The following is a 16,695-nucleotide window of genomic DNA, read 5'->3' as shown; positions in this document are numbered from 1 at the left end:
ATCACATCAACACTCCATTCCCATGCCGATCAATCTCCAGAAGGGCCAGACCATCAGTCTCGAAAAGGACACGAACGACCTCAGCCAGATCACCATCGGCCTTGGGTGGAAGATTCGAAAGAAGGGGTTTTTTGCCAAACTGAGCGGTGCCCAGGACTACGATTTGGACGCCATTGCCTTCGTTTTGGATGAGCATGGCAAGGTGCGCAGTCTCGGGGACAAGCTGATGGGCAGCGACGTGATCTTCTTTGGGAACCTCCGGCATCCCAGCGGGCAGATCTACCACTCGGGTGACAACCGCGTGGGCGGCAGCGGCGACAACGACGACGAACAAATCGTCGTGCGCCTCAACACCCTGCCTGCCAACGTGCACCGCATCCTTTTCCTGGTGCAGATTTACCAGGGGAAACGCCACAACCAGCACTTTGGCGAAGTGGAGAGCGCGTACATGCGCGCCATTGATGCCAAGAACCAGGAAATGGCACGATACAATCTCACGTCCGAGCCCCTGTATAACGGCAAATGCATCATGGTGTTTGGCGAAGTGTACCGCCAGGGTGGCGGCTGGAAGTTCCGCGCCCTCGGTGAGGGTCACGCCACGGATAACTTCGTCGAGATCCTGAAATCACACGTGTAGATGATTCTGCCTTCTTGGAGTCGTGGTCTCCAACAGTGACATTGTCCGGGACGTAGTTTGGGGGGACTGGGTATCATCAGCCCCCCTGGATGTAAGTCCCCCGGACCGGTCCGCTCCTCAGAAACCTACTTCCCCGCCGCCGAGACCGGTGAGCCGGGTTTCCCATCCCTCCACAGCTCGCCAGAGTTGGTCGTCACTTCCACGGCCAGCACCTGCACCCAGGCACCGGGACATTTCGATCTCTGCCGTGGGCGTTGACGGACAGGCAAATTCCAGGAAAGCAGATGTTGGAGTGGACATCGCAATCCGCAACGAGTCCAATGTCCGCGTGAATCAGCGTTCCGCGGAAAGTTCACAGCAACCCTAAGCCCTGCATACATAAGGTCCCATGAGACGCCTCCCTGTATTCCTGCTCCTTGACACTTCGGGATCCATGTTCGGTGAACCCATCGAACAGGTCAAAAACGGAGTCCAGATGCTCGTCTCCGCATTGCGCCAGGATCCCTATGCGCTGGAGACGGCGTTTCTGAGCGTGATCACGTTCGACTCCAAAGCCGATGAGAAGGTAAAGCTCACGGAGCTCACCGCATTCCAGATACCTGCCCTTACCGCTCAGGGCAGCACCGCTCTGGGAGATGCCCTGCGTCTCGTGGCGGAGTCGGCTTCCAGCCAGCTCGCAAAGTCCACCTCCACCACCAAGGGCGACTGGAAGCCCATGGTCTTCCTCATGACGGATGGCGCTCCCACGGACGACTGGCAGAAGGGTCTTGCCCGCTTCCAGCAGGAGAAATGGGGCGTTGTGGTCGGTTGCGCCGTGAACAATGGAGACATCTCCGCGCTGAAGCAAATCTGTGGTGAGTCGGTGGTCAGGCTGGACACCTCGGATGCCTCGGCCATGGCGAAGTTCTTCAAATGGGTTTCGGCCTCGGTCAGCAGCAACAGCAAGGCCGTGGAAACTGCCGGGAAGGAAGTGGAGGGACTCGATCAACTCCCCCCGCCTCCGCCCGAAATCAAAGTCGTGGTGTGACCTTTCTACCGCTACTCGCCTAATCAAATCCCCCTTCGTATATGCGTCGCCTTCCTGTTTACCTCCTCATTGACACCTCAGGTTCGATGAAGGGAGAGCCACTGGAATCCGTGAAGTCAGGCCTTCAGGCCATGCTGGGCGGACTCCGCCAGGATCCCCATGCGCTGGAGTCCCTTCACCTCTCCATCATCACCTTTGACCGCGAGGTGAAGGTCGTGCTCCCGCTCAGCGGCCTGGAGTCGCTACAGCTGCCTGTCATCACGTGCCCGGACTCGGGCCCCACCAATCTCGGTGCCGCGCTGGAGGTCCTTTGTGACCGCGTGGACAAGGAAGTGCGGCGTACCCAGGAGGAGAACAAGGGCGACTGGAAGCCCATCGCCTTCATCATGACGGATGGCTCGCCTTCGGACATCATGCTTTACAAGGAGACGATCCCCAAGGTGAAATCCCGTGGCTTCGCGAGCATCGTGGCCTGTGCCGCAGGTCCGAAGGCCAAGAAGGATGAGCTGACCCCGCTGGCGGATCATGTCGTCACGCTGGAAACGATGGACGGGAACAGCTTCCTCAGCTTCTTCCGCTGGGTTTCATCCAGCGTCGCTGCTGGAAACGTGAGCGTGGGCGCCAGCGCCGAGCTGCATCTGCCACCGCCGCCGCCCGAAGTGAACCTGGTGTTCTAACTTCCTCGGAGATTGTCTCATGGCGGGTCTCAACACTCTCTCCCAAAGGAATGATCAGCGGCTGCCTTTATACACATTCCTGATCCAGCGGCATGAGATCCTCGTGGGAAATCCCGTGAGGACGCTGCATTCCATCGTGGAATGCCTGAAGCAGATTCACGACTTGGGCCGGGCTCATGGCGCGGTGTGTGCCCAGCGCATGCTGGTTTCATCCGAAGGGATGCTCGATGCGGAGTTCTTCGCCGCGAGAGATGGACAGCGGGAACCTCTCAAGCCTCAGGAAGCCTACTCGTATTATCCCGATGGGACAGGCGCGACGCTTGAAGAGCAACAGCACAGCGATGTCCAGGCTCTGGCAAGTGTGCTGCACTTGATTGTGCTTGGTCACGAACCTGCACCGGTCCTGCGCAACGCCAACATTCGTCAATGGGGACAGCCCATCGAGGCGCCGTGGCCGCCTTTGTTCTTGCAGTACGCTGAGCTCCTGTTTACGCATGGTCCGCGGGCCGTCGAGGCGCCCTTGGAGGCCCTGATGCAGTCCTTGGAGACAGTCGTCCATTCCAACAACGGAGAATCCATGGCAACCGACGCAGCATCCTCTCCGGAGAGCCAAGAACCTCCGGGGGAGTCTTCCAGCGAAGTTCCGGTGTCCGAAGTCCCCGCGGAAACCCAGGTGGAAAGCACAGCCACGGAGTCCGTGGATCAACCACAGCCCGCTGAGGACGGTTCTGCCGCGGCACCCGAATCCACCCCTCCCCCAACCGTCGCCGCAGCCATGACGCCTCCTCCAATGCCCATCCGGCTGCCCAACGCCACCGTGGGACGTGCGTATTCGGCATCCCTGCTGACGGCGCTGGAGATCCACAAGCTTTCCTTCGATGTAGTGACCGTGGCAGACGACCCGCCGAAGGGATTGTCCTGTGAATCGTCGGTGCTGTCAGGCGTGCCCGCTGAGTCAGGTGAGTTTTCATTTTCGATGACGTGCGCCTCGGCCGAGCCGGAGTCCGGCAAGCCATCGGCACTGAACAAGACCTTCCTGCTGACCATCAATCCGGATCCGTCCTCGCTTTGGAAAAACACACCCTCCAACACTTCGGCTCCGTTCTGGAAACCGGATGTCGATGCGGCGGCGCTTCCTGATGCCCCGCTGCTGGTGACCGCCGCCAGCCGGCGCGGTCGCTCCCACGCGCACGTGGGTAGCTGCCGTGATGATGACTTTTCCATGGCGTGGCTGCCCGAGACCGGATGGTATGCCCTGACGGTGGCGGACGGCGCGGGCAGTGCCAAGTACTCCCGCGAAGGCTCCAGGATTGCCTGTGTGCATGTGCTCCAGTATTTCTCGAAGCTGCTGGGCGAAGTTTCCACGGATCCTCTTACCCCCCTCGTCGAAGCCTACGCGGCGGATCCATCTGCAACGTCTGAAGCACGCTCAAAGCTGCGAACGGAAGTCTACAACCATTTTGGCCGCGTGGCATGGGACGCCCGCCGCTTGATTGAGGAGAAGGCAAACACGGCAAACGCCGTCTCCAGGGACTTCCACACCACCATCATCATCGTCCTTGCCCGGCCACTGGCCTCGGGCGGATGGTTCGTTGCCTCCTTCTCCATCGGCGACGGTGCTGCTGCGCTGGTGAGAACGGCTGATGACGACATCGAGTGTCTGTTGACCAAACCAGACGGCGGAGAATTCGCCGGACAGACTGTGTTCCTTACCGTCAAGGAAGCGCTGGCATCCGGTGAGGCCATCATGAACCGGATCAAGTTCGCGATCGTGCCCAGTTTCGAGGCACTGCTGCTGGTCACCGATGGTGTTTCGGATCCGCGTTTTGCCAGTGAGGCCGCGCTGGGTGACGCAGATGCCTGGAGGAAACTCTGGGCCGAGGTGCAGCCCCTCGTAGCCGGAGCCTCCACACGTGCGGAGTCCGCCGAGCGGCTGCTTGATTGGCTGAACTTCCCCTCTCCCGGTCACCATGACGACCGGACGATCATCGTCCTTACGGAAACCCAACCCTCCGCATCCCTATGAGCATTGTCAGGCTGAAAGCCACGGATGGAACCTCGTTCGAGTTTGACGACGCCAACCAGGCCGGATCAGGCGGGATGAAGGATGTCTACTTCTCGAAAGACAAGAAGCAGGTCATCGGGTGGTACCGGAAGAAACCGGACGCCAACTCCATGGAGCGCCTGCGCAACATCGTGGGAAGGTACCGTGAGAACATTTTCAATCAAGAGGGCGGAGCCTATTGGGAGTCGCTCTTCTGCTGGCCCACGCATATTGTGGAAGACGCGGGGCATGTGGGTGTCGTCATGCCCACCTACCGGCAGCATTTCTTCTTTGAGCACGGATCAAAGAATGGCGATTTCCTGAGCATCAAGGGCAAGGAAAAGGAGGGCAAGTGGTTCGCCTCCGCCAATCACCAGCAGAAGCACCTGGATCCCCGCGAACGCGGCAACTGGCTGAGCTACTTCACCACGTGCATCAAGATCGCACGCTCCGTGGGCCGCCTGCACATGGCGGGTCTCGCGCATTCCGACCTCTCCTACAAGAACGTGCTGGTGGATCCCGCTGGAGGAAATGCCTGCATCATCGACATCGACACCCTCGTGGTGCCTGGTAGGTACCCGCCAGATGTGGTGGGCACGCCGGACTTCATTGCCCCTGAAGTGGTGTCCAGTCTGAGCCTCCCGGTGGGCGATCCCAAGAAGATGCTCCCCCGCATCGAAACCGATCGTCATGCGCTGGCGGTACTCGTGTACATGTACTTGCTCTACCGCCACCCGCTTCGCGGACGGAAGGTGCATCACAGTGATCCTCAGAAGGATGAAGAACTCGGCATGGGGAAACAGGCGCTGTTCATCGAGCATCCGTCTGATGACACCAACCGCAGTGATCCCACCTCAGTGAAGCCAGGCTTCCTGCCCTTTGCCGATACGGCGAAGATTCCCTACGCCATCTGTGGCCCGTATCTGCGGGATATCTTTGATCGCGCTTTCATCACGGGACTGCATGCACCGGATCAGCGGCCCACGGCGCACGACATTGAAACGGCGCTGGTGAAGACAGTCGACCTGATCCAGCCCTGCGCCAATCCGAGCTGCGACCAGAAGTGGTACGTCTTTGACAACAGCACCAAACCCAAGTGCCCCTTCTGTGGCACGCCGTTCGTCGGGCCTCTGCCTGTGCTGAACCTGTACTCGTCGCGTGGTGGTGGGAAGTTCCTGCCGGACAACCACCGGCTGATGGTCTACTCCAACCAGTACCTCTATCCCTGGCACGTTTCGCGCCTCATTTTCCCAAGCGCGAAGCTTACGGATGCGCAGCGCAAGCCGGTCGGCTACTTCGTTTTCCACGGCGGAAAATGGCTGCTGGTGAACCAGTCCCTGCCCGCCCTCAAGGATGCGGATACGGGTGAACTCATCGAGCCTGGCAAACGCATCGAACTGAAGAATGACCAGAAGCTCCTGCTGAGTCCCGAGGACGGCGGCCGACTGGTCCACGTGCAGATGGCCAACGTCTGAGTCGAGCCCCGAATCAACTTTTCTCCACACACTGAACCTTCTCACCTGAATCTGCTATGCGCCGTCTTCCTGTTTACGTACTTCTGGACTGCTCAGAATCCATGATCGGCGCCGGCCTCGCCGGCATGAGGGTAGGCATCAACAGCATGTTGAAGGCCCTGCGGCAGAATCCCCACGCGCTGGAGACAGCTTGGATTTCCTTCATCACATTCGACAGCCGTGCCGAGTTGAAGTCGCCGCTGCAAAGCATTGATGAGGCGCAACCACCACGCCTGCTCGTGCGCCCCGGGACCTCACTGGGCAGCGCGCTGATGCTCCTGGCAGAGCGCATCCTCAAGGAAGTGCAACGCAACCAGTCCGGCGGAGCGAAAGGTGACTTCCGCCCCATCGTCATCCTCATCACCGACGGCCAGCCGACGGACGACTGGCGCTCCGCGCTCCGCGATCTGAACAGCACGGTGAAGATCGCCAACTTCTACGCCATCGGCTGCGGTGATGACATTGACTTCGCCGGCCTTCGCGAGATGACCGATGTGGTGCTGAATCTCCACCAGACGGATGAGCACGGCTGGGCCAAGCTCTTTGTCTGGATCAGCGACACGGTCTCCACCGCAAGCCGGGGGGTATCCGACGGGGATGAGCGTGAGGTCATGCTGTCCAAGCTTCCTGACGTCATCGAGAAGGTCGATGACTCGAACATGCCCTACTCCAGCGATGACGGTCGCGCCCGGCAGTTGTTCCTTTCAGCGCTTTGTGGAAAAACAAAACAGCCCTACCTCATGCGCTACCGCTGGGAGCCGGACTACGGTGTGTATGTCCCCGCAGCATCGCACATCATGGACGCGGAGACGTGCGACTTCAGCACCCGTGCCGGCGCAGGCCTGCCCCAGGTGAACTCCCGCGAAGTGGATGGCTGCCCGCCCTGTGCTTATTGTGGCAACATGTCTGCCGGTTCCTGTGGAAACTGCGGTACTGTCTTCTGTGGCTCCAGCCGTCAGCCGGACGGAACCAGCGTCTGCCCGGGATGCGGCGGCATCCTGCGCTCAGGCGGCGGTGGACGTGACTTCAAGATCAAGGCCAGCGAAGGCTGATTACCCACCCGCTTACTCTCTCTCACACACCTACCCCTTACTCCATTCCATCATGCCCAAGTTCGAAGTCGTCGGCAACGTTGATCCATTCCTCCATGTCTCCATGAAACGGGGCGAGAGCGTGTATGCAGAACGCGGCGCCATGGTAACCATGGATGGAACTCTCGAACTCAAGGGTGAGGCACGCGGAGGCCTGCTGCGCTCCCTGGCACGCCGCCTGACCGCGGGTGAATCCTTTTTCCAGCAGAGCGTGGTTGCCACAAATGGAGACGGAGATGCGCTGTTCTCTCCGAACATGCCGGGAGATGTCATGGTGCTCGATTGCGGCGCCAAGCAATACCGTCTCAATGACGGGGCCTTCCTCGCAGCCGAGACCTCGATTCAAATCACCACGAAGACCCAGGGCATCGGCCAGGGGCTCTTCGGCGGCACCGGCGGCTGGTTCATCATGGAAACCACCGGTTCAGGAAAGCTGGCCATCTCGGGATTCGGTGCGCTGTTCGCGATCGATGTGAACGAGCAGACCGGCACGATTGTGGACAACAGCCACGTGGTGGCCTGGGAATCGGGACTTCAGTACGAGATCACCGCCTCCACCACCGGACGCGGGTTCTTCAGCAATGTGGTGAACTCCATGACCAGCGGCGAAGGCCTGGTGAACCGCTTCCGTGGCAAGGGTCAGGTCATCATCGCCTCACGAAACCGTGCTGGCTTTGTGGATTGGATAGCCAGCCTCCTCAAGACCGGGAATTGAGTGCCCGCTGCCGTTGCCGTTGGCTTGCGCACGCCGCTCCAGTGCCAGCTCCGCAGCGCGGTGCATGGACTGGCGTGTGAGAAGGCGCCGCGCCCACTCCCCGTGGCACGCAGGCTCGTGCATGGAGCCATTCATGCCGAACACAGCCGGAGAATCCGGGTGCAGGATGTGGTTCGCCTCTTCAATCTCCAGCTCTCCGGGCTTGTATCCTGACCAGATGGTCGCCACCTGGGCCGGGTTCAACGCGGTCTTGCAGAAGAGCCCGCGATGGATGTCCAGCTCCACCTCGCGCTCAAGCGTCTTGAGGTCATCCAACCGGTCAAACACGGGCCCGCTCAGCGGAATATCCCGTGGTACAAATACTTCAAGGAGTTCATCAATGACTCTGCCAAGCGGAGTCTCATACACGGTGCAGCCCTGAGGCCGTCGCAGGCCACCCAACCGTGCGAAGAGGTCATTTGCCCCGATGCGCACCCGCGGAATGAACTGGCTGTACTCCGCGCAGACGGCGGCAAGTTCCCTGCGGCCACCGTGATCCAGTGCTTCGTTGCTTTCCAGGATAGGCAGAATCGGGAATCTCCCGCAGGTCAGCTCCATCCATCGCGCAATGTTGCGCGTCGTGGCCTTGGGCAGCACGAAGGCGGCGATGTGATCGAGTTGCGCTGCATCCAGCAGTCGCTCGAGCATCTCAGAGTCGGCGGGCCTCACGAAAATAGTATGGGGCAAGGAGCTCGCCTGATGCAGGATCTCGCACAGACGTGACGCGGCGCGGGCGCGGTCATCAATCCTCACCGCATCTTCCAGGCACACGGCGAGCGAGCAGACTCCGAGCTTTTTCCGCCCGGACAGGATGGCCTGCAGGTCCGGCCGGGAGGCCGGCACGTAGAGCACAGGAGCCAGATGAAAGGAAGCGGAGGGAGTCATCATTCTAAAAGGTGCTAAGGGAGGGCAACATTCGCGATGAGTGCGACAGCCGCAAATGGCATGATCTGTGCCTGAACGGGAACATTGCGCAAAGCCGCCAGCCGGCGGATGAGTTCGGCATCCTGCTCGTGAGCGTCTGGAGACAAAAGGACAATCTTCGGCAGCCGGCGCAGCAACACTCGCACGGTCTCTCCGATGCCGAGTTTGATCTGATTGCGACTGGCGACACCATGCTCAGCCTCAAGGGTGTCCAGAAACGCGTGGGCCAGTTCGTAGCGCACTTTCCCACCGGAGGCATTGGGCGGCGCTGGGAAGGCGGCGCTGTAGTTCTCGCAAAGGGTAAGCATCGTCCGGAGGAACCAGCGCGTGAGGTCATAGCGCCGCAGGTGGGACAGTTCCACGGAGCCGTGCCACACCCCGGTGTCCTCTTCGCCACGGGGCAGCACTGAACGGGATACGAGGCCGGAAATGGTCCCACCCAGCAGGGTCGAAGGGATGAGGTAGTCGCGCGCGTTCGGCGAGTACCTGGCCGCGCCGCAGACATCCAGAGGTGTCCACAGCCCGGGGTCAATGACCGCAAGGTCGGGTTTTGTCGACAGTGACTCGCGCAATTCCGTGGCGATGGTCCCCTTGCCAGTCCAGCCATCCACAAAGCGGATGCTTTCCGCCGCATGCCGCTCCTGGATCCAACGCAATGCAGCGAAGTCCGCACCACGATCCCGGATCACCGAAATAGAGTAGTGGTAGACCCGAAGGTCCGGACGTGACTTTTTCAGCAAGTGCCAGAGCAAGGCGCCAATCGGCGTGCCCGCGCGAGCAATGGAGGTGATGGTCACCTCCCCCTCGTGCGCACTCTCCGCGAGAGCGCTCGCGAGATCCATGGTGTCCTGGGCAAGCTGCCTCCCGTTGTTCTCCAGGCATTCGCGGAAAAGCCTCAGGCGTTCCCGCGTAGGGGCATCCTCCGGGCCGATGAGTTCGCTATAGTGGCGGGATCCGCTTTGGATAAGCCTCTCGCGCTCCTGCAAGGGTGTAGCGGTCATCTGCAGCCCGCGCAGCAGGAAGGTGGTCTCCTCCGGAAGGTAACTTCCGTGGAATGCCTGATTGAGGACGGCTGTGGGAGCTGCGGACATGGATACTGTACTAGACAAAACTTTGCTCCAGGCGGCTGCCGGACGGAATGCCAAGGAAACTGCACTCACGCATGAATTCCATGTCGGTGGGCATGTCACCGAGGCCCATCAGCGGCGGATTGCCCATGCCGTAGCGCTGCTGATAGGCCGCGAGGCCGATGCTCTTCGATACGCCGGGTGGCAGCACCTGGAGTTCATTCTTGAGCAGGGCTGCGCGGCAGGTGCTTACTTCGAGAGTCTGCAGGAGGTGGACACCCTCTGGGGTGCCCCACCACGCCTCGTCTGCTTTCGCCACCAGGTAGGCCGCATGCTCTGTACCGCTGGCTACCAGTCGTGCGCGCGCAAGACCTCGCGACTGCTCAGCAACCTGCCGGCATACGGTCTGCAGTTCAGGCGCCACGCTTTCCAGCACTCCCCCCATCACATCATTCCAGCTCTCGTCAATGTTGCCATCCGGGTCGATGATGATGGCACCATTGGCGAGCACGGCCCCACGGAACGTGAGCCCCTCGATCTTCACGCGAGAATAGGAATCCAGATCGCGCGCCGTCACGGGAACAAGGTCGAAGCACTCTCCCAGCGCCCGCATGAGGCGGTAGGTCGCGGGGTGCACCCAGGATGAAGGCACGTCTCCGGCAGCGTCCTTTTTCCACGTGGCAGGGATCGCCCCCTCTACGGCGAATTCCCGTGAAAAGAGCGTGCCATCCAGATCCGTGGCAATCCAGTCACGTGTCTTCATGAGGGCAGAGAGTCTGGGAGTGGCAGGATTTCGATTCGCGGCACCTGTCGCAGCGGATGGTCCGATGGCAGCAGGGTGTCTTCACAGCAGAGGAGAACCCGATCGTACGGATGGTCGTCGGGGACATTGTAGAGGAACTCGGGATGGCCCTCGCCCGTGAGGGAGGGAAAGGTACGGCTGTGGCCGATGGCTCCCCCAGTCAGCACCGGCGAGCGTGTCGTGGCCTGCACCCATGCCGTGGCTCCCTGCCCTTCCAAAGCAGAGGCGAGGAGCTGGGGCTGATAACCGAACTCGCCCGTGCCCAACACGAGAATGCGCTCACCGGGATTGGCCTTCACCGACCAAGGCATCTCCTGGGGACGGGACAGGCCATGCCGTGCGCCACACCGTGCATTGCTCTGCACATCGGCATGGGCCACCTGGGCAGGCGCCTCGGGGAAGACACCCGTCTCGCGAAACTCAAATGCGCCATCCAGCAGGGTGTGAATGGTCACCTCGCCAAGAGGTGCCGCGCCTTGGGGAGGATTCCACCGCGCCAGGACGGCAAGCTCCACCCGCATGGCCTCGACAGGGATGCCACGCCAGGCGGCGTAGGCCGCTGCCAGTCCTGCTGCGGTGCGTCCTGTGGTGGCTTCGTCATCCACGACCACCACGCGGCTGGCCTTCTGAAAAACACCTTCAGGATCATCCTCGGGTGACGGCAGGTGGACGAGATGCGCGGAAGCGTGTGAATGGCTCTCCACAAACTCGAACGCGATTGAGCCCCCCGTCCTGCGGCGCGTGCTCTCGATGTACAGACCTGCGCAGCCAAGCTCATGCCACGCCGCATACACCGCCTGGGCGAGTGTGGTGGCCGTCTCGGACATGCCAAAGAACAACACAGGGCCGCGACCATTCCCTGCAGCGATCTTCCGCGCCAATCGTGCCGCGGCATCCCGCAAATGGCCAGGCCGGGTGGGCATGTGCCTTCCGAGCACCCGGCTGACAAAGAGGAATCGCCGCCGTGCATTCCGCCGCAGCGCAAAATCGCACAGCTCCGGCAGCGGCACTTCCTCGCGATGCATCTCCATCGTGAGCACACCTCCGGACAGGCGGGCTTCATATCTGCCCGGGGCTGTCTGGATAAGGTGGGGCTGGAACGGGCGGGTAATGCTCATCTAGAGGTCGAGCTACCCTGTGACACAACATGAACCGCGGGGAAAGCACTGAATGCCTGTTGGGCACGAACTGGAGATCCGACCTTGCGGACCTCCGGCAAAGGTGCATCCGGACCGGCCAGGGTCACCTGGATGGCCAGCTCCAGCAGATGGATGCCTGTGAGACAGGCCAGGGCCATGCCGCCGGACATCCGCCCATTCACCTCCAGAAGCTTGGGGCGTCCTCCATCTGCACCCTCACGAAACTGCATGTTATACAGTCCATCCAGTCCGTAGCGGTGGGTAATGGCGCGGGCCATCTGCTCCACTTCAGGATTCCCCTGGACGAGCTGGGAACTGCCTACGGAGTCGTCGCCTCTCAGCTTGGCACGCACGATGGCGCACACCAGCTCTCCCCGGCGCCCTACGCAGTCCACGCTGTATTCGTTGCCGGGCAGGTACTCCATGACCAGCACATCGCGAAACTTCTCCTGGGTGGCCAGGATGCGGTGTGCCTCCTCGAACGAGATGACATTGGCATACCCATCGAGCAGGCGGTTCACCGGCTGCAGGCCTTCCTTGAGCACATAGAATCCCAGCCCGAAGATGGACTGGCTGGGCTTGAAGCACACCTTCTCGCAGGTGGCCTGGAGCGTGGTGACAGCATCCGCAAACTCTGCCGCGGTATTGACCGTCACATAGCGGGCGATGGGAGCAATTTCCGGCGGCACTCCGGCGAGGAAGCCGGACTTGTCCTCCAGATGCTTCAAGGTCGGCCCATCCGCAGCCACGAGGATACGGGTGCCTACTGACGCGAACTCCTCCCGTCGGTCAGCGATTTGCGACCGGGCTCCGCCGGGGACAAAGACATCAATGCGGTGCTCACGACAGAAGTCGAGGCACCACTGGACATACGCGTTCCCCTTGAGCTCAGCCGGCTCCAGCAGGGCCACATCACTGGCACAGAGTGCTGGGGAATCCCACTGGGAATGGCTGGAGTAAATCTCCAGATCACCACCCAGTGGTCTCTGCTTGAGAGTCAGAAGTGCGGGATGAAGACTGGAACTGGCCCGGCTGAACCAAACGCGATGTTTTGCCATGAAGAAACAGAATCCTGCTGGGGGGAAGCTGGGGGTCTGAACCTCAGGCGTTAGAGTGCGCGCACCATCGCTGGCAGCAGATCCTGGAAGGTGCGTCCAGCGGCATTCTCACCGATGGCGTGCATCTTCCACTCGTTGTTGTGGCGGTACACCTTGGCCATGACCATGGCGGTGTGTGAGCCATTGCAGCTCAGGTCGTACTTCGCCAGTTCCTGGTTGTTCGATCCATTGATCACGCGGCAGAACGCATTCTCAATTTCTGCAAAGCTCTGGCCGGTGAAGCTGCTCACCACAAAGATCAACGACTTCACCCCGGCGGAGACGCGGGAGAGGTCCACGATGATCTGCTCGTCATCTCCATCACCGGCGCCCGTGCGGTTGTCGCCCGTGTGATTGATGGAGCCGTCACGGCTGGTAAGCTGCCCAAAGTACACGATGTCCATCGGCCTGTTCTGATCATCGAACAGTGCGCAACTGGCATCCAGGTCGATTTCCTGGTCCTTGGAGCCGAGGCCGAAGAACGACTTCTTCTTCTTGGCGTCCCAGCCCAGACCCATGACGATCTTGGTGAGCGTTCCTCCCGCTTCCTTCTCCAGCGAGATCTTCTGTCCTTTTTGCAGGCTGATGGGCATAGTGAACAATGGTTAAAGTGAATGACTGAAACGGGAACCGTGCATACGCACCAGCGCATGCACGGCCCATAAGAGGCTGTAAGAGGGGTGAACTAGATGTTCACACCGTAGTTCTTGGCCATGGCGGCAAGGCCACCCTGGAAGCCCTGGCCCACGGCGCGGAACTTCCACTCGCCGGAGTTGCGATAGACTTCGCCGAAGACGAGAGCGGTCTCAATGCTGAAGTCTTCGCTCAGATCGTAGCGCACGATCTCCGTGCCATCCGCTTCGTTCACCACGCGTACGAAGGCCTGGGATACCATGCCGAAGTTCTGCTTGCGGGCTTCCGCATCATGGATGGTCACGCTCACGGCGATCTTGTCCACGTCCGCGGGGACGCCGGCGAGGTTCACCTTGATCACTTCGTCATCGCCTTCACCGGCGCCCGTCGTGTTGTCACCCATGTGGTTCACGGAGCCGTCAGCCGAGGTCTTCTGGTTGAAGAAGATGAAGTCGCCGTCGCCGCGCACCTTGCCATCGGGCTTGAGCAGGAACGCGCTCGCATCAAGGTCGAAGCCAGCACCGTCAGTGGCGCGAGCATCCCAACCAAGGCCGATGAGGATGTTCGTCAGTCCGGGAGCAGTCTTGGAAAGGGAAACATTTCCGCCTTTGGATAGTGAGATAGCCATGGTTTGCTTATGTTTTGATGTTTGGTGTTCTGAAAAAGAGAGCTTCTCTTGAAAACAGATTGGGAACTACTTTGAACCCTGCCTCCACTGGAAGCCGAAACCGTAGTGGCGATCCGCGTCCGGATGGCCTCTGAAGTATCGGGTTTCCTTCATCACGTCCACACCGGACGAGGTGCGTGAGATCAGGCAAATCGCACAGAAAGTGGCCCCTTGTTGGGGAGCGTCAAGACGGATCAATGTTTCACTTCCGTCTGTTTCGCGCAGGTTCAGCCGGCCATTGACCGTGCTAAAGTTTGCAACGCCTTCATAAATGAAGGCGAATACGAGCACGCGCTCGATGATATCCGGGCGGAGGATGTAGAGGTTCTCACCGTCGGTGCTTGCGCCACTCCGGTCATCCTTGTCCAGATAGATGAAGGGCTCGCTACTGCGGCTTCCGAAATTGCCGCCCAGCGCCTGGATGCAGCTCTTCCTGCCGTCACGCAATTGGAAGAAGCAGCCCAAATCGAGGTCGGCCTCCTGTTTGCCTCCGAAGAAGGAACGCTTCGTGGCGCGGTCCCAGTTGAGATTGATGTGAATCGGGCTCTGTCCCCCACCCTTGGTCAGGTTGATGGACTTGCGCTCGCCTGGCTTTTCCAGCGTGAGCTTCTTCAGCGACAACGTCGGCGCTGCTGACGCGGCGGCGGCAGCGGCAACAGGAGGAGGAGTTGCAGGCCGAGGAGGCGGAGCGGGAGCTGGAGGCGGGCTGGCCACCGGAGGCTTCGGCTTCTGTTCGTCCTCCGCCACCTTTCCGCCGAAGTGCCGCAGCAAAGCATCCAGACCACCGGCGAAGCCCTGGCCGGTAGCGGCCACACGCCATTCATCCTTCCAGTAAAGGTCCAGCAGCATCAAGGCCTTTTCAGCACCGTAGTCCCTGGCCTCCAGGGGAAACTCGGCCATGGGCGAGCCCGCACTCTTGAGGCGCACCGCTCCCCGGGTGATCTGATTCATGGTGGCGCTGCCGTCGATGGCCGCCGTGAACACCAGTCGCTTCACCGTGGAGGGGAGCTTTCCCAGATCCACCTGGAAGGTCTGGCGGGCGTCTCCGGACGCGCCCTTCGCCTGTAGCGCACCGCAGGGGGACTTCGGCTGATTGTAGAAGATGAAATACCTCTCGTCCGAGAGCTTCCCCTGCTCGTCCAGACCGAAACAGCTGACGTCAACGTCACCTGCCTGGCTGAGATCCAGGGACACGGCAACCTCCAGGGCGGCAGGATTGCCGCCCAAGCTGGAAATGGTGGCCTTCTGGCCGCGCGCGAGAGTTTTCATGCAGGCAGGTACTTGTCTGCGTTCCGATGCTTGAACGGTGATTTTTGTCGATGCTCAGTACGTACACGTCACCGGCTGTGCAAGGTTTTATTTACGGAATGGGGACTCTCCGCAAAAGACCTTCACAGCAGGCGCTGACTTTTCTGACGGAAAAGTAACTGACTTACAGATCGAAGTCGGACGGGGCGATGCCCACCGCGGCGCAGGCAGCCTTCACCGCTTTCTTTTCGTCATCGTCGAAGTTGCCATCCGCACCGCCGATGATGATGCCAATCTGGATCACCGCGCGCGCCTGGTCCGGCTTGGACTTCAGCTTGCCAATGGCTTGGATGGCCTCAATGCGGCCGAAGTCGTAGTCCGCCGTCAGCTTGTCGCAGAAGAAGTCGAACTTCGTCTTGAGTTCCGCAGCGGGGAAGATCTTGAGCGTCTCGTTCACGGAGATGAGCGTGGCGATCTTGCCCTTCTCCTGTCCGCTGATGCTGCCGTCCGCCGAGGCAATCAGGGCGCACATGGCCATGCAACCGTTCGCGAACTCCGCGTTCTTGAATTTGCTGACGCTGGTTTGCAGCGAGGCATTCATGCCCGCCACCTTGTCCTTGAGATTATCCCAAAAGCTCATGGCCCCGAATTAAGGCGGGATAACTTTGGTTTGTCGAGTAACAAGTGCTGATTTTCGGAAGATATTTGGCCCCAATTCCTTATCCGCACGATTTGGCTGGGAGAACTCGCCCAGCGCCTGCCCTACCTACGCCGGCAGCTTCGGAAGCTCTAAATTGGGAGTGCTTGAAACAGGTTCAGGGTGCGCCGCTTGGATGCGCTGATCCCCCGTTGCATCCCGGCATAAGGAACGGGGTCCTCTTGGAGCAAAAAAGTACCGCAGTTGCACCTCATTCCTGAGCAAGGGAAGCTCCCACAGCGCACCCTCACCCCTCACGCAAGTCTCCAGGCCCAACCCACTCACCCTCCTCATCGTACGCGCGATAAATACCGTCGCCACCCTTGATGGTAAACACCACCTGCGTGCCAGGTTGCTCCGGCCTGGCCGAGTGCCTTGTCCCCTTGGGCAATTGCACCGACGCACCAGCCTTCAGCTTTTTCTTTTGGATCCTGCCATCGGGCAATAGCACCGCCTGTTCAATCTCACCTTTCACGACCACAATCAATTCATCCTGCTTGTGGTAGTGCCAGAGGTGCGGAGAATCATCTTTGAAGTCCACCGCATACATCGTTGTATCACGGGCCATCCGACCAAGAAAGCGCATCACGCCCCAGTAGGGCCTATTTCTCTTTTGCTTTGAGAGTGGGAAGAATTGGAGGTTCATAAATCCAGCAGGTGACCGTCGATGAAACTTC

General features: G+C 60.3%; 17 protein-coding genes. 7 read left to right on the top strand and 10 right to left on the bottom strand.

The genetic code is table 11. The annotated features are described in order from the left end of the window. Positions 1-22: 22 nt before the first annotated feature. The 7 genes from DES53_RS14615 to DES53_RS14585 all read left to right on the top strand — a co-directional run bounded on the left by DES53_RS14615 (position 23) and on the right by DES53_RS14585 (position 7,705). Positions 23-637 carry a TerD family protein gene (locus DES53_RS14615; protein WP_113959001.1) on the top strand — a complete coding sequence of 205 codons (615 nt, stop codon included), beginning with the start codon at positions 23-25 and terminating at the stop codon, positions 635-637. A 388-nt stretch (positions 638-1,025) separates the two neighbouring features. After that, entirely contained in the window at positions 1,026-1,664 is a 639-nt protein-coding gene (locus tag DES53_RS14610) for a vWA domain-containing protein (protein WP_113959000.1), read from the top strand. 41 nt (positions 1,665-1,705) lie between these two features. Beyond that, the gene (locus DES53_RS14605; protein WP_113958999.1) at positions 1,706-2,341 is read left to right on the top strand and encodes a vWA domain-containing protein; all 636 of its coding nucleotides are present in this window, start codon (positions 1,706-1,708) and stop codon (positions 2,339-2,341) included. Between the two features lie 19 nt (positions 2,342-2,360). Continuing rightward, a complete protein-coding gene (locus DES53_RS14600; RefSeq protein WP_113958998.1) occupies positions 2,361-4,367 on the top strand; it encodes a PP2C family serine/threonine-protein phosphatase in 2,007 nt (668 codons plus the stop codon). Next, positions 4,364-5,860 (top strand): helix-hairpin-helix domain-containing protein, encoded by a 1,497-nt coding sequence (locus DES53_RS14595; protein ID WP_113958997.1) that lies wholly within the window; start codon positions 4,364-4,366, stop codon positions 5,858-5,860. The genes DES53_RS14600 and DES53_RS14595 overlap by 4 nt, the downstream gene beginning before the upstream one ends. A 56-nt stretch (positions 5,861-5,916) precedes the next feature. Next, complete coding sequence (locus DES53_RS14590; protein WP_113958996.1) at positions 5,917-6,951, top strand: VWA domain-containing protein; 1,035 nt, start codon at positions 5,917-5,919, stop codon at positions 6,949-6,951. A 52-nt stretch (positions 6,952-7,003) separates the two neighbouring features. Further along, a complete protein-coding gene (locus DES53_RS14585) occupies positions 7,004-7,705 on the top strand; it encodes a TIGR00266 family protein (protein WP_113958995.1) in 702 nt (233 codons plus the stop codon). Here DES53_RS14585 and DES53_RS14580 read toward each other — a convergent pair. The 10 genes from DES53_RS14580 to DES53_RS14535 form a co-directional block, all read right to left on the bottom strand. Then, the gene (locus tag DES53_RS14580; RefSeq protein ID WP_113958994.1) at positions 7,646-8,632 is read right to left on the bottom strand and encodes an HpcH/HpaI aldolase/citrate lyase family protein; all 987 of its coding nucleotides are present in this window, start codon (positions 8,630-8,632) and stop codon (positions 7,646-7,648) included. The two genes, DES53_RS14585 and DES53_RS14580, sit on opposite strands and share 60 nt — an antisense overlap. A gap of 11 nt (positions 8,633-8,643) precedes the next feature. After that, entirely contained in the window at positions 8,644-9,759 is a 1,116-nt protein-coding gene (locus DES53_RS14575; RefSeq protein ID WP_113958993.1) for a cysteine protease StiP domain-containing protein, read from the bottom strand. A 10-nt stretch (positions 9,760-9,769) separates the two neighbouring features. Beyond that, positions 9,770-10,498: an HAD family hydrolase gene (locus tag DES53_RS14570; protein ID WP_113958992.1), complete on the bottom strand. Its 729-nt coding sequence runs from the start codon at positions 10,496-10,498 to the stop codon at positions 9,770-9,772. After that, complete coding sequence (locus DES53_RS14565) at positions 10,495-11,655, bottom strand: phosphoribosyltransferase domain-containing protein (RefSeq protein ID WP_113958991.1); 1,161 nt, start codon at positions 11,653-11,655, stop codon at positions 10,495-10,497. Before DES53_RS14565 ends, DES53_RS14570 begins: the two co-directional genes overlap by 4 nt. After that, positions 11,652-12,734 (bottom strand): ATP-grasp domain-containing protein, encoded by a 1,083-nt coding sequence (locus tag DES53_RS14560; RefSeq protein WP_113958990.1) that lies wholly within the window; start codon positions 12,732-12,734, stop codon positions 11,652-11,654. Before DES53_RS14560 ends, DES53_RS14565 begins: the two co-directional genes overlap by 4 nt. A 50-nt stretch (positions 12,735-12,784) precedes the next feature. After that, positions 12,785-13,366, bottom strand: coding sequence for a TerD family protein (locus DES53_RS14555; RefSeq protein WP_113958989.1), 582 nt, complete (start codon positions 13,364-13,366; stop codon positions 12,785-12,787). Between the two features lie 92 nt (positions 13,367-13,458). Beyond that, on the bottom strand, positions 13,459-14,034 hold the full coding sequence (locus DES53_RS14550) for a TerD family protein (protein ID WP_113958988.1): 576 nt from the start codon (positions 14,032-14,034) through the stop codon (positions 13,459-13,461). Between the two features lie 66 nt (positions 14,035-14,100). Further along, positions 14,101-15,342 (bottom strand): TerD family protein, encoded by a 1,242-nt coding sequence (locus DES53_RS14545; protein WP_113958987.1) that lies wholly within the window; start codon positions 15,340-15,342, stop codon positions 14,101-14,103. 163 nt (positions 15,343-15,505) lie between these two features. Continuing rightward, a complete protein-coding gene (locus tag DES53_RS14540; protein WP_113958986.1) occupies positions 15,506-15,961 on the bottom strand; it encodes a tellurite resistance TerB family protein in 456 nt (151 codons plus the stop codon). 304 nt (positions 15,962-16,265) lie between these two features. After that, the gene (locus tag DES53_RS14535) at positions 16,266-16,586 is read right to left on the bottom strand and encodes a cupin domain-containing protein (RefSeq protein ID WP_170157124.1); all 321 of its coding nucleotides are present in this window, start codon (positions 16,584-16,586) and stop codon (positions 16,266-16,268) included. Between the last annotated feature and the right edge of the window lie 109 nt (positions 16,587-16,695).

The organism is Roseimicrobium gellanilyticum (assembly GCF_003315205.1).
GTDB lineage: Bacteria > Verrucomicrobiota > Verrucomicrobiia > Verrucomicrobiales > Verrucomicrobiaceae > Roseimicrobium > Roseimicrobium gellanilyticum.
Note: the sequence above shows the minus strand (reverse complement) of the source record. Positions and strands in the feature narration are given on the sequence as shown.

Bases quoted from the DNA above. Each gene is read 5' to 3' on its own strand.
- DES53_RS14615 (WP_113959001.1), top strand. From the start codon at position 23: ATGCCGATCAATCTCCAGAAGGGCCAGACCATCAGTCTCGAAAAGGAC.
- DES53_RS14610 (WP_113959000.1), top strand. From the start codon at position 1,026: ATGAGACGCCTCCCTGTATTCCTGCTCCTTGACACTTCGGGATCCATG.
- DES53_RS14605 (WP_113958999.1), top strand. From the start codon at position 1,706: ATGCGTCGCCTTCCTGTTTACCTCCTCATTGACACCTCAGGTTCGATG.
- DES53_RS14600 (WP_113958998.1), top strand. From the start codon at position 2,361: ATGGCGGGTCTCAACACTCTCTCCCAAAGGAATGATCAGCGGCTGCCT.
- DES53_RS14595 (WP_113958997.1), top strand. From the start codon at position 4,364: ATGAGCATTGTCAGGCTGAAAGCCACGGATGGAACCTCGTTCGAGTTT.
- DES53_RS14590 (WP_113958996.1), top strand. From the start codon at position 5,917: ATGCGCCGTCTTCCTGTTTACGTACTTCTGGACTGCTCAGAATCCATG.
- DES53_RS14585 (WP_113958995.1), top strand. From the start codon at position 7,004: ATGCCCAAGTTCGAAGTCGTCGGCAACGTTGATCCATTCCTCCATGTC.
- DES53_RS14580 (WP_113958994.1), bottom strand. From the start codon at position 8,632: ATGATGACTCCCTCCGCTTCCTTTCATCTGGCTCCTGTGCTCTACGTG.
- DES53_RS14575 (WP_113958993.1), bottom strand. From the start codon at position 9,759: ATGTCCGCAGCTCCCACAGCCGTCCTCAATCAGGCATTCCACGGAAGT.
- DES53_RS14570 (WP_113958992.1), bottom strand. From the start codon at position 10,498: ATGAAGACACGTGACTGGATTGCCACGGATCTGGATGGCACGCTCTTT.
- DES53_RS14565 (WP_113958991.1), bottom strand. From the start codon at position 11,655: ATGAGCATTACCCGCCCGTTCCAGCCCCACCTTATCCAGACAGCCCCG.
- DES53_RS14560 (WP_113958990.1), bottom strand. From the start codon at position 12,734: ATGGCAAAACATCGCGTTTGGTTCAGCCGGGCCAGTTCCAGTCTTCAT.
- DES53_RS14555 (WP_113958989.1), bottom strand. From the start codon at position 13,366: ATGCCCATCAGCCTGCAAAAAGGACAGAAGATCTCGCTGGAGAAGGAA.
- DES53_RS14550 (WP_113958988.1), bottom strand. From the start codon at position 14,034: ATGGCTATCTCACTATCCAAAGGCGGAAATGTTTCCCTTTCCAAGACT.
- DES53_RS14545 (WP_113958987.1), bottom strand. From the start codon at position 15,342: ATGAAAACTCTCGCGCGCGGCCAGAAGGCCACCATTTCCAGCTTGGGC.
- DES53_RS14540 (WP_113958986.1), bottom strand. From the start codon at position 15,961: ATGAGCTTTTGGGATAATCTCAAGGACAAGGTGGCGGGCATGAATGCC.
- DES53_RS14535 (WP_170157124.1), bottom strand. From the start codon at position 16,586: ATGGCCCGTGATACAACGATGTATGCGGTGGACTTCAAAGATGATTCT.